Origin of the sequence: Paenibacillus peoriae KCTC 3763, from assembly GCF_000236805.1 — a bacterium.
Classification (GTDB): domain Bacteria; phylum Bacillota; class Bacilli; order Paenibacillales; family Paenibacillaceae; genus Paenibacillus; species Paenibacillus peoriae.
The window spans coordinates 126,552-138,880 of the sequence record NZ_AGFX01000038.1 but is presented as its reverse complement, the minus strand read 5'-3'; the positions used below and the strand labels follow the sequence as shown (position 1 = coordinate 138,880).

Below are 12,329 nucleotides of genomic sequence, written 5' to 3'. Positions count from 1 at the left end.
GTGAGTGGAATTTGAAGAAAGCAATAGTATTTTTTGTTATGGTAATTTCTGGTTTAATTGTAACCGAGCAGGCGATTGATATTCTTACGACCCGTGGCCGTGGTGAAGCGATTTACAAGATGGGTATGTTAATCCCTGCCCAAGATTTTTATCTATATTTGTATGGGTCCATGTTTTTGTTGTTAGGGATTTTGCTTATCTTGTCTCCTTTACTATTGAGGAAGTTTTTTGTAGCCAAAAAGAGTGCCTAATGATGCGGAATGAATAAAGGTTTTCCACAGCAGGTAAGACATATTCGGTGTGCATTTAAAAATTACAAACTATGAATTTGGTGATACCGTGCGAGTAAGAGGACATATATACGGCGATTAAAAGTAGTATACAGGGGGGGCTGAAGATCAGGAGATTGTTCTTCAGGTCTTCTTGCTACTATAGATCTATGGAGGTCACAAATGGTTTTGTTAAAAGATAGTTCTGCTAAAGAAGTCATTCGAGCGCAGTATGAACAATTATGGAGTGAACTTTTAATTAGAGATGAAGAACGAGCGGAACTAATTGTGAAAAAATTAGAATATGAGTTGTTGCCTACCCGTCAGAAAATCCTAAGACCATTTAAAATTCTTACATGGAAAAAAATCTTGTTCCCATTTAAAACCCATCTCACATGGATTATCCCTCTTTGTGTGATTTCATTTTTTCTTTTGGCATACGTCTTATTTATATATACATCATTATGGGTTGAGGATTATTAAAGACGTTTCCGGGAAAACGGAAGCGTCTTTTTAGTGTTACTTGTGCCAGTTCCTGCAGCTAGTTGTTTTTGTTCAAAAAACGAACAAATATATTTTCATCCTGGTATCTACCGGTTTACATGACCCTATCTGGCGGGGTATTTAGTTCCAGACGATAAAGGGAGGTCACAGTATATGAGATGGAGATGCGAGTCGACCAAGACGAAGATATGTGGGATGGTAAACTGGTCACGGTCATTGTTGCGTCATACGCGTCAGTACAAATTTCCTTTTTGAATTGAATTTTTCATGAAAAGCATTGGGACAAGTAATTTGTTAGAGAAATCAAGGGTGTTTCTGAGCAATCCAGAAACACCCTTTTTTCATGGAGTCGGTTTATCCCCCCCAAGGCTGGTTTTAACCAGCCTGAGTACCTGTAGCAGGCAGGCCAACAAGAAAGAAGAGAACTGGCATCCACTCAATATTTATTTATACCCGTTGCACAGTAAACTCGAATTCCAGCTTCTGATCGGCTGAAATCTGGTATTCCTCATGCACGGGAGCGCCCCAGCTGTCGTCGCCGCCTACACCCATTTGCTTGCCAGCTACGGTAACAACGGTGTAGTACACGTTGGGCAGCTCATACAAATGGTATGCACTTTCCAGCTCAAACGCTGTATATGGCGAAATATTGCATTCCACCGGCGCGGTGGCAGGGGCAGTAATGCGAATGCCGCGCTGGGAATCGTCGGTAATATCGACACGGCGCACGCCTGTACGGTTGCCGGATTCCTGTGGCACGACATAGCCGGAGACGTTATCCGCAGCTTCGTTGCGGAAGACGCCGAGTCTCGCACCGAAGGCACGGTCGATGTAATTCTCCTCCGGTCCCATCGCGTACCAGTCCAGATGGCGGTAGTCCGCCGGAACCTTGAACGAAAGGGCAAAGATCGGCAGGTTAGGCAATCCTGATGCACCTTCATAGGTGGATTTAACGGTCATACTGCCATCCGCCCAGACAGTATAGGCTACCGTTACCTGTACGTCTGCATGAATGCTGAATGTGTAGCGGAATGTAATGGTCACACGGTCTGTCTGCTCTTCCGTGATCTCGATGCCCACACATTTACGTGTCAGACTCGCAGCGAACCAACCCCCGGCTTCAAAGCCCAATGCGGTTCCCCGATCATTGTCCGTGGTTGCACGCCAGAACAATGGGGCAGGAGGGATAGCGATCATCTCGCGTCCGGCGTAACGCAGCGAGGTCAGGCTGCCTGCTCCTTTGGAGAACATGATGCTGAAATCCGAGCCGTGAACGCCAATATTGACATCGCCATGTACCACTCGCAGGGCACCGCCCGCCGGCACTTGCAACGGACTTGAATCTTCCTCGATGAAAATATGCTGTCCGAAGGCTACTTCATGCCCGGCCTCAGCCCAGAGCGTGGCTTCCTTCAAAACAAGCGTCGTGTGAATGACATATTCCCCGGGCTTTCCGTCCGTACTTGGGAACGTCAGTGGAATATAGGCTTCGGTCTGAGCCGCCACATCCACATGAATCACATTTCGTGTGATCTCTTGACCTTCATGTAGCAGGCTATATATCAGCTCGTAGTCGCCCGTTCCCTCGAACAGGTTTTCGTTGCGAAGGGTCACACCACCCCGATCCGGGGTGAGCTTCAGATTTTGGTACAGGAATTTGACCTCCTGCATCTTCGGTGAAACCTTCCGGTCCGCATAGACAATTCCGTCCGTACAGAAGCCGTAGTCTGTGGCACGGTCGTCAAAGTCGCCGCCGATAGCGAGGTACTCGCGTCCATAGCGATCTTTTTTCATGACCGCCTGATCAATATAATCCCAAATAAAACCGCCCTGATACAGCTCGTATTTGTTCTCAAGCTCGGTATATTTGTGCATACCGCCTACGGAATTACCCATCGCATGCATGTATTCACAGCTGATATATGGCTTTTGCGGATTGTCGTTCAAATACTGCTCGATATCTGCTGGTTTGGCATACATCCGGCTCTCCATATCGCTGGTATCATCGTAGGTACGGTTGTGGAATACGCCTTCGTAGTGCACCAGGCGGCTTGGGTCGGTGGCGCGGAAATAGTTGGCTACATTGCGCAGCACTTCACCCGCATACGATTCATTGCCACAGGACCAGATCAGAATGGACGGATGGTTCTTATCCCGTTCCAGCATGGAAATGGCGCGATCCATCACGATATCCTGCCATTCGGGCAGATTGGCGGGAATATTCCAGGAAGGCTCAACTGCGCCGAGCTTTTGCCAGGACCCATGTGTCTCCAGATTCATTTCGTCAATCACATAGATCCCGTACTCATCGCACAGCTCATACCATAGAGTCTGATTCGGATAATGCGAGGTACGGACAGCATTCATATTGTTTTGCTTGAGTGTTCGGATATCCCACAGCATATCTTCACGGGAAATCGTACGCCCGGTGCGGGCGTTAAATTCATGGCGGTTCACACCCTTGAAGACGATGCGTTTGCCGTTCAGGTGCATGACCTTGTTCAGCAGCTCGAATTTGCGGAAGCCGATCTTTTGCGGGATAACCTCCACGAGCGATCCATCGGCACCATAAATTTGAATAAATAGCGTGTACAAATAGGGCTTTTCCGCGCTCCAGCGCTGTACTTGCTCCAGGCTTGCGGATAGCGAAGCCTTGCCATCTGTAAAGTCGGCTTTCAAAGAGGCTACAATCTGGCCCGCAGCATCCTTCACATCGACGACTGTATGGGCCGCCTCAGGTTTTTCCAGGCTCAATTCCAGCTCCAGCAGGCCCTGGGTGTAGGAGGCATCCAAATCGGCCTTCACATACAGATCACGCACGTGAACACCAGGAATCGTGTATAGATATACGTCTCTGAAAATGCCGGAAAAACGCCAGAAATCCTGATCCTCCAGCCACGCTCCTGTACTTCTTTGATATACCTCTACCGCCAGCTTGTTCTCGCCAGCTTGCAGGAACGGTGTCAGTTCAAAATCAGACGGTGTAAAGCTATCCTCGCTGTAACCGACAAAGCTTCCATTTAGCCATACATAAAAGGCCGACTCGACGCCCTGAAATGAAATAAACACAGGCTGCCCGTCGGAGCTCATATTTTGCGGTAAAACAAAGCTTTTAATATAGCTTCCTACCGGGTTGTGATCCTCTGGAATATGCGGTGGGCGAACGTCAGAATGTCCGTCCCACGGATACATCGTATTCACGTACTGCATTTGGCCGAAACCTTGCGTCTGAATATGGCCCGGCACCTGAATATCGTTCCAGCCGCCATACTCAAAGTCAGGGGCATAGAATTCTACTGGACGGCTGGCCGGGTTCGTTGCATAGTTGAACTTCCAGTTCCCATTCAGGCTGTGGCGCCAGGCCATATCGGCCTGGTGCTCTGCCTCCTGAAGCGTGGCGTAATATTTATGATCGGAATAGGCTGGCAGTCGATTTACCGCGAACTTGGTCACATCGGTGAGCCAGTCCAGACTGGGGGTATGGATGGTCAAGGCGAACACTCCTTATTTTTAAAATGAAATGAAGGTATCAGTGATCCGTTCAAAAATCTGTTATTTTACCGAGCCAACCATGCCTGCTACAAAGTGCTTCTGCATCAGGAAGAATACCAGAGCAGTCGGCAGTGTGGACAGGACGATAGCGATCATGATTACACCGTAATCAGGTGCATAGCTGGAGCCGAGGTTCGAGATCAACAGCGGGATGGTTTGATTCTCGGGCGTTTGCAGCACGATCAGCGGCCAGAGATAGTTGTTCCAGCTCGACATGAACGTGATGATCGCGGCGGCAGCATAGGTTGTTTTCATCGTAGGCATGTATACCCGGAAGAACAGACCCAACTCGGACAATCCATCCATACGGCCTGCTTCCAGCAGATCCTTTGGAAACATCTTGGTGCTTTGACGGAAAAAGAAGATCAGGAATGCCGTAGTGACGGTCGGAATGACAACAGACGAGAGTGTATCAATACCGATCCAGGGCATTACATTGGAAATACTGCCGAACATCCGGTAAAGCGGGATCATGATCGCTGCAAATGGGATCATCATCGACATCAGCAGGATATTGAAGACAACGTCTTTGGCTTTGCTTCTGTAAATTTCAAAGCCGTAGCCAGCCAGGGATGCAATCAGCATAGCCAGCAGCGTAGTTGAGATCGAGACTTTTGCAGAATTACTTAGTGCTGTAACGATATCCACCTTTTCCAGCAGGCTATGCAAGTTATCCATGAGATGAGAGCCGGGCAGGAGCTTGCCTTTCGTTACATCGACCGACAGGTTGGTGGAACTGGACAGCATCCACAGGAACGGGAAAATGGAAACGAACGACACAATAATCAGGAAGGCATACGTAAATAATCTTTTCGTTTTCATCATTTTTTCTCACCTGCCACTTTGAACTGGATAATCGACAAGATAATGATCATGATCACGATGGAGTAGGATACGGTCGCCGCATAACCAAAGTCGGATGAATACTTGAAGGACAGGTTGTAAATATATTGCGAAATAGAAGATGTCGCGTTGCCCGGTCCACCCTTGGTAATATTCATAATTTCATCAAAGAGCTGAAGTGTACCAATGGTCGATGTAATCGAGGTGAACAGGATAATCGGTTTAAGCAGTGGAACGGTAATGCTGAAAAACTGTCGGATCGGGGAAGCACCGTCAATACGGGCTGCTTCATAGATGGAGCTGTCAATATTTTGGAGACCGGACAGGTAAAAGATCATATTGTACCCGGTCCAGCGCCATGTGATCGCGATAATAATCGTAACCTTGGCCCAGAAAGGGTCCGTAATCCATTGGATCGGCGTGCCGATCACGTGCAGATTCAGCAATAGGGAATTGACCAGACCATCAGCCGAGAACAAATACTTGAATACAACGGAATAGGCTACCAGCGATGTAATACAAGGCAAGAAGATGGCTGTGCGGAAAAAGCCCTTGAATTTCAGATTTTTATCATTCAGCAATACCGAAATGAACAGAGCCAGAATAACCATCAAAGGCACCTGGAAAATCAAATAGATGAACGTATTTTTCACGGCGGTTATAAACATGCTGTCCGTGAACAGACGCTTGTAGTTATCAATACCGTTAAAGGTCAGATTAGACCCTGTACCTGTCTTGAAAGACAAGATAAGCGCCTGAATCATAGGGTAAAAATAAAAGGCCGCAATCATGATCACTGCGATGGATATGAACAACCATCCTGTCATACCTGCTTTGAGACGTGTTGTAGTCATTTTGGGCGCGGCTGTCTTCATAACCATATCAACTCCCTATACAGCATTAAAACCTTGAACTCGCAAGCCCAAGGTTTTAAGTGCTTATCGTTTTATTGTTTAGCCTTGGCTACATGGACTGTCTTATTTAAGCTGTGCTTCTGCCTGTCCTTGAGCATCTTTCAGAACTGCGTCTACATCTTTGCCGTTCAGGTAGTTTTGAATTTCAACAGTCATGATGTCCTCAATGGCATACGTGTGCAGGCCATAATTGACTTTTGGAACTTGTTTGGTCCATTCTGCGAATTTCTTGTAGACTTTGTCGCCACCGAAGTAAGGATCTTCCACGTCATAAGCTTTACCGCTGGAAGCCGCGTTTAATGAACCGACAATTCCGATTTTGCTCAGCATATCTTGATACAGCTCTTGATCTGAACCGAATGTTTCTTTCAGGAAATCAGCAGCGATATCTTGGCCGTCCGAGTTGAGGACATACCAGGAGCTGCCGCCGAGGCTGGAAGCATTCACGGATTCAGGTACATTTTTCAATTTAGGGAAAGGAACAACAGCCCATTTACCGGATTGTGAAGCTTCTGCTTTGATCGAAGGCGTAATCCAGTTACCTGTAGGTACGGAAGCAACTGCACCGCTATTGAAGGCTGCCAGGAATTGACTCCAGTCGGCATTCATTTTAACAATATTGGCGTCGAACAAGGCTTTGTAGGTCAAGAGCGCTTCTTTCAGAGCTGCATTACCGGCCAGGTTTGGTGTTTTACCGTCTTCTTTCAGGTACCATGAGCCTGCGGTTTGGATCATACCACGGATCAGACCGAGGTCGTTCGGATCTTGAGTGAGCATTTCTTTACCTGTTTTTTGTTTTACGGCTTTACCAATTTCAATGAATTTGTCCCAATCGATATTGGTCAGGTCAGCTACTTTGTAGCCGGCTTGTTCCAGATAGTCCGTTCTTACATACAGACCCATAACGCCGGAGTCGAATGGAACACCGTACTGCTTGCCGTTGTAGCTGGTCGGTCCGATTTTGTAATCAGCGAAGTCGGATGCTTTGATCGAGCTGCTCATGTCATGGAAGGAATCGGGATAGGCTTGCAGGAAGTTCTGTGCCCGGTAATCCTCGATCAGAACCACGTTCGGCAATCCTTTGGTAGAACCGGAGTTGAGGCCGGCATTCATTTTTTGTACGATATCATTTTGAGCATATTCAACAATGTTTACGTTTACATCAGGATGTTTGGCAACGTAGCGATCTTTTGCCAGCTTCAGGGCCGCAATATTGAAGTTCGGGTCCCAAGCCCAGACGGTGATTTCTTTTTTGCCTGAATCTGTGGTCGTAGCTGCTTTCTCAGTATTGCTGGAACACGCAGATAGCAAGATCAAGCTTGCGATCAGCAAAAGAAAAGACATTTTTTTCATTTCGTTCAACCCCTACTCTTTTTTTATAAGCTGCTCATCATGTAAAACTTTTTGAAAGCGGTTACCTTATTTATGAATCTAGTGTATCATCCTTGCTCTGCTGGCAGTTAGGAATATCTTTATACGGATTTGTCTTATTATTATCATTTATCAAAAAAGGCACCGCTTACATTTGTACTTTATTTGGATTTAGGTACTTTTTACAGCACCATTCCGCCCACTCCGTTCTTGTTCCACCTTCTTTGTCTTTAGTTCAGCCTATATTTTTTATGAGATAGGAGGGGCGGGTTTTACGATTAGCGGCAGTGTCAATTTCACTTTGGTGCCCTCGCCTTTTTTGCTGGAAATGGTTACACCATATTCTTCTCCATAGAGAAGAGTGATGCGGTTGTGTACATTCTGGATGCCGATGCCGGTGAACAGTTGGCGCTTGCTCTTGGGATTGGGCAGTCCGTCTTTTGCCGCATGTCCGTCCAAATCCATACCGTCTCCATCGTCGACCACCTCGCAGATCAATGTATCCTCCGTTTTGGACACCAATATATAGATGTGGCCTGCATTTTTCTCATTAAACGCATGGAAAAAGGAATTTTCGATAAAAGGCTGAATAATCAGCTTGGGTACATGGTACTCGAGACAATCCGGCGATATAAAATAATTCACCTGTACCCGCTGTCCATAGCGCACATGATTAATGAACACATAGTTTTGCATGTTGGCCATTTCCTGCTCAATCGTGATGGTCTCACTTACATTACTGATCGTATTTTGCAGCAGGGAAATGAGCGCGTTGATGGTCTCGGCGGCGGTTTCCTTGTTTCCTTTGAGCACCAGCATTTTGATCGAAGCCAGTGTGTTGTACAGAAAATGCGGATTGATCTGCCGTTGCAGCGCAGCAAGCTCTGCGTTTCGTTGTTCTTTTTGCGTCTCCAGCAGCTTGCGAATATAGTCATTCAGCTCATCCAACATGTAATTGTAGGCATGGCTCAGCTGTCTGACCTCATAGCTGCCCGTTACCGGGATATAGTTATCAAAATTTTTCTCGCGGACCGTCGACATTTGCTTGACCAGCCGTGTCAGTGAACGAATCAGGCGACGGGAAATCAGAAAAACAATCAGCAAGGCAATCAGCACGATGGCAATGCAGATGAATACAACGGATTTGACGTCAATAATCTGCCCAATCGCGATTTGTCTGTCGATCATGTTAACCAGATAAAAATCATACGAAGGGATGTAGTTGGAAAGGATGATACTATCCTTGTTCATCACGTTCGCATTCATGTAATTTAGCCCTTGCTCATTGATCTTTGTCGCATAGCCTAGCAGCTCACGGGAGTGTTGTCCGATCAAGTCCTGACGGTTGCTCGATACGATGAGCCCCGACTTGTCCAAAATAAGAACATCATTGCCGTTGCTGGTGAAGTTGTTATAAAAGCGGCGAAATTCCGGCTCGCGAATGGCAATATAGATCATGCCGTATAAAGTACCGCTGGTTCGCTCCATAAATGCCTTGGAGGCGATAATATAAGGAGTCGGCTTCTGTCCGGTATTCTTCATTTGCTGACGCATAAGATCTGTATCCAATTGATACATAAGCTGTGTCGGCTGTGCCGCGCTTCGGGCTGTAATCAAACTGTTCTTGAGCTCCTCCGCAGTTACCGGCCAGTAGGACGCGTCAGAATAGAAGCTTCGGCCATTCATGCCCGTAACGGCGACACCGACATCATAGGCATCGACATTGGATTTAATCTGTTTCATTTGCTGTGCCATGCCGAAGTAGATGCGTGCCGAGTGAATGGAATCGGATTGGCCGCCAGTCAGGTAGCTTTTGACCGTCCCGTTTTCCGAAGCATGGGTTACGGCATTCACAATCGAGTCATTGAATGATTCGAAGCTGGACTGAATCTGGCTGAGTACCTTGGCATTCGTAATACTGAATGTCTCGGCAAAGAGTCGTTCAGACATGCGAATCGTCACCAAAGAGGTCAGCAACGACACCGCAGTGATGCTGACCACCATAACGATAAATATTTTGAAAAATAAACCTTGATACTTGATTTTATGAATATACCTTTTCATATTTAATCTCTTTTCTGCTGCAGATATGTCGCTTACTCTCTAATGGAGATGCTCCCGGCGGTATTGACTGGGTGAGCAACCCGTCACTTTTTTGAACACTTTGGTAAAATAGCTAGGATCGGAATAGCCGACTGTGCTGCTAATATCGGAAATGGACATTATACCCGACCGCAGCAGCTCAGCGGCCTTCTCCACGCGAATTTTGTTCAGATACTCACTAAAACCCTCTGTATGGTGTGCTGTAAAATAACTGGACAAATAGGAAGGGTTAAAATGGAAGTATTGTCCAAGTGTCGTCAAATTGAGCGGTTCCGCATGGTGCTCCTCGATATATTCCAGCAGTTTTTTCATGCTTGCGCTGCTGCCTTGCTGCGTTTTGGCCATGATCTGCCTGTTCGCTTCCTCTAAGAAGGTCTCCAGCAATCGCACGGCTTCATGTACGTGAGGCGCATCATTAATCGTTTTGAAATAGGAATATTTTGATGCATCCAGCTCTTTCATATCATATCCCTGATTCCCAAGCAAAATCGTAATGTTGAACACAATATTCCCGAGAAGCGATTTGAATTCAAAAGCAGTAGAGTTATAGTTGCGCGACATGGCTGCTACATAGGATCTCAAATCCGCAAAAGCCGTATCAAAATGCTCACGCTTCATCTCTTCCGTGAACTGCTTCAAGTTAAACGAGCGGTTCACTTGAACAGGCTGGGGGAGCTCGTCTTCTATCAGCAGCGCTGTTTCCGGGAAATAAAAGCGATAGCTGAGCAGCTTCGGCAGTTCATCCTGATAGACCTCACTCATTCGATTAAAATCATCAAACAAGTGGCTGACCGCCCAGCCTATCTGTGGATCGGCTTGTTTCGTCTCCTGAGCCATCTCCCTGATCGCGGCCATCCAGGAGTCTGCCTCCCGCAGATCAAGATTGGCTAAAAATACAGCCGCATGGGCATCGGACGGCAATAGTCGGAGTACGAATTGTTCACAGGCAGATGCCACTTGATCCGTAAGCCTGGAAAGTAGATCTGAGGCAGAGTAGGAGCGGCCTGCACCCTGCTGTGCCGATTGCTCCATGCCTATAAGTGCAAAACGGGCATATGGAAATGCCTGCTTTAGCAGTTCAGCGTCATATTCTATGCTATAGCCGGAAATGAGCTTTTCGATCACATGCTCCATCGTAATTTGATTATCTCCAGCATTTGGCAGATATTGAATGGACGGAATTTTGCGGGCTGTACGCTGGAGCACTTGCAGCAACTCATCCGTGTCCAGCTTGGGCTTTAAAATATAGTCAGCGACCCCTTGCTGAAAGGTGGAGCGCACGTAATTAAACTCGCCGTAGCTGCTGAGCACAATAACTTCGATATCCGGATAGTTCTGTTTGACGATACGCGTCAGTTCCTCACCGTCCATGATTGGCATCACGATATCCGTGATGACAATATGAGGGCGCAAGGTTTCAATCAGCTCCAGTGCTTCTTTCCCGTTGGAGGCTTCGCCTACAATCCGAAATCCGTACTTTTCCCACGATAAATGGTGCTTGATTCCTTGCCGTACCAAGATCTCATCATCCACAATCAAAATGTTGCATAGCTCATTCATGGCAGCACTCTCCGTAATTATACCTATTCAAAAAAAGACCGCATTAACGCGGGTATGTTGTATCAGCTGAGGCATACGTTTGACAACGCTTCCAACTTAGTTCAAATATAAAGCACTTAATCTTTACATGCTAACATAAAGCAGACGGGAAGCCAAAAAAATCTTAACCCAAGCCTTTATTTTAATATCGGCTGGGTGGCCCAACGAGTATGATATGAGGAATATGCAGTAGCTTGGGTTTGGTGAAAATAAAAAGAAGCGCTCCTCGGAGTCGAAGTCATAGTATACTTCCTCCAAGGAGCGCTTTCTCCTATTATGCAGTCCCCCATGTCCGATCTCCTGCCAAATATTTTTCAGTCAAAATAGATAGCAGTTGAATACCGACCTCATTATGTCCTCCCTCAGGAAGGATCAGGTCTGCGTATTTCTTGGAAGGCTCAATAAATGCCTCGTGCATAGGCTTAACCGTAGTCAAATAGTGATCGTGGATCGAATGGATGGTGCGGCCGCGCTCCTCGATATCTCGAAGAACCCGACGAAGAATACGCACATCAGGGTCAGTATCCACAAATACTTTAATGTCGAGCAGGCTACGGAGCTTTTCGTCAGACAGCACGTGCAGACCCTCCAGCATCACGATATGATTCGGTAGAAGCTCTACCGTCTCGTCTGTGGAACGGGCATGAACCGTAAAGTCATACACTGGCGCTTGAGTCGCTTGTCCTTTTTTCAGACATTGGAGATGCTCGATAAGCAAGTCGTTGTCAAAGGCAAACGGATGATCATAATTGACCAAAGCACGCTCGTCATAGCTCAGATGTGAATTATCTTTATAGTAGTTATCCTGAGATATGAAAGTCACTTTATTAGATCCCAGACGCTCAACGACAGCGCGTGCCACCGTCGATTTACCGGAACCTGTACCGCCGGCAATACCAATAATAAGCATGGCGTTTCACTTACCCTTCCCTAAATGTATCCCGATACAACTCAAGTATTGTAGCACAACGCACACTTTTTTTCATCACTGTTGAGCTTTGTATTTCTTCCATTGATATGAATCCACATGTCTCATTGCAAAAATAATAAAAATTGATTTTTGTGATTTTATGAAAAAGGACTTGGTGTGTTCACGAAAAGGGATGCAAAATTAATAGAGAATTTAAGTCAAAAGATAAGTAATTAGGCATATTTTAATATTTCTTTATACGCC

Annotated in this window: 9 protein-coding genes; 2 read left to right on the top strand and 7 right to left on the bottom strand. The window is 46.4% G+C overall.

Translation table 11 applies throughout. The features are described from left to right. Nucleotides 1–11 precede the first annotated feature (11 nt). Both KQI_RS0119760 and KQI_RS0119755 read left to right on the top strand, forming a co-directional pair. Complete coding sequence (locus KQI_RS0119760) at nt 12–251, top strand: hypothetical protein (protein WP_010348608.1); 240 nt, start codon at nt 12–14, stop codon at nt 249–251. A 201-nt stretch (nt 252–452) separates the two neighbouring features. Beyond that, on the top strand, nt 453–752 hold the full coding sequence (locus KQI_RS0119755) for a hypothetical protein (protein ID WP_010348607.1): 300 nt from the start codon (nt 453–455) through the stop codon (nt 750–752). Between the two features lie 468 nt (nt 753–1,220). Here the strand turns inward: KQI_RS0119755 and lacZ are convergent, their stop codons facing one another. From lacZ to udk, 7 genes are all read right to left on the bottom strand, one after another. Continuing rightward, the gene (lacZ, locus tag KQI_RS0119745) at nt 1,221–4,265 is read right to left on the bottom strand and encodes a beta-galactosidase, LacZ type (protein ID WP_010348606.1); all 3,045 of its coding nucleotides are present in this window, start codon (nt 4,263–4,265) and stop codon (nt 1,221–1,223) included. Nucleotides 4,266–4,325: 60 nt separating this feature from the next. Further along, nucleotides 4,326–5,150, bottom strand: coding sequence for a carbohydrate ABC transporter permease (locus KQI_RS0119740; RefSeq protein ID WP_029390254.1), 825 nt, complete (start codon nt 5,148–5,150; stop codon nt 4,326–4,328). Next, nucleotides 5,147–6,043, bottom strand: coding sequence for a carbohydrate ABC transporter permease (locus KQI_RS0119735; protein WP_007428202.1), 897 nt, complete (start codon nt 6,041–6,043; stop codon nt 5,147–5,149). The genes KQI_RS0119740 and KQI_RS0119735 overlap by 4 nt, the downstream gene beginning before the upstream one ends. A gap of 102 nt (nt 6,044–6,145) precedes the next feature. Continuing rightward, nucleotides 6,146–7,435 (bottom strand): ABC transporter substrate-binding protein, encoded by a 1,290-nt coding sequence (locus tag KQI_RS0119730; RefSeq protein WP_010348604.1) that lies wholly within the window; start codon nt 7,433–7,435, stop codon nt 6,146–6,148. 267 nt (nt 7,436–7,702) lie between these two features. After that, nucleotides 7,703–9,517 carry a cache domain-containing sensor histidine kinase gene (locus KQI_RS0119725; protein WP_010348603.1) on the bottom strand — a complete coding sequence of 605 codons (1,815 nt, stop codon included), beginning with the start codon at nt 9,515–9,517 and terminating at the stop codon, nt 7,703–7,705. A 39-nt stretch (nt 9,518–9,556) separates the two neighbouring features. After that, nucleotides 9,557–11,116: a response regulator transcription factor gene (locus tag KQI_RS0119720; RefSeq protein ID WP_010348602.1), complete on the bottom strand. Its 1,560-nt coding sequence runs from the start codon at nt 11,114–11,116 to the stop codon at nt 9,557–9,559. A gap of 313 nt (nt 11,117–11,429) precedes the next feature. Then, nucleotides 11,430–12,065, bottom strand: coding sequence for a uridine kinase (gene udk, locus KQI_RS0119710; RefSeq protein WP_007428223.1), 636 nt, complete (start codon nt 12,063–12,065; stop codon nt 11,430–11,432). Nucleotides 12,066–12,329 lie beyond the last annotated feature (264 nt).

Coding starts and splice junctions, on each gene's coding strand:
- KQI_RS0119720 (WP_010348602.1), bottom strand. CDS start 11,116: ATGAATGAGCTATGCAACATTTTGATTGTGGATGATGAGATCTTGGTA.
- udk (WP_007428223.1), bottom strand. CDS start 12,065: ATGCTTATTATTGGTATTGCCGGCGGTACAGGTTCCGGTAAATCGACG.
- KQI_RS0119735 (WP_007428202.1), bottom strand. CDS start 6,043: ATGAAGACAGCCGCGCCCAAAATGACTACAACACGTCTCAAAGCAGGT.
- KQI_RS0119725 (WP_010348603.1), bottom strand. CDS start 9,517: ATGAAAAGGTATATTCATAAAATCAAGTATCAAGGTTTATTTTTCAAA.
- KQI_RS0119755 (WP_010348607.1), top strand. CDS start 453: ATGGTTTTGTTAAAAGATAGTTCTGCTAAAGAAGTCATTCGAGCGCAG.
- KQI_RS0119730 (WP_010348604.1), bottom strand. CDS start 7,435: ATGAAAAAAATGTCTTTTCTTTTGCTGATCGCAAGCTTGATCTTGCTA.
- KQI_RS0119740 (WP_029390254.1), bottom strand. CDS start 5,150: ATGATGAAAACGAAAAGATTATTTACGTATGCCTTCCTGATTATTGTG.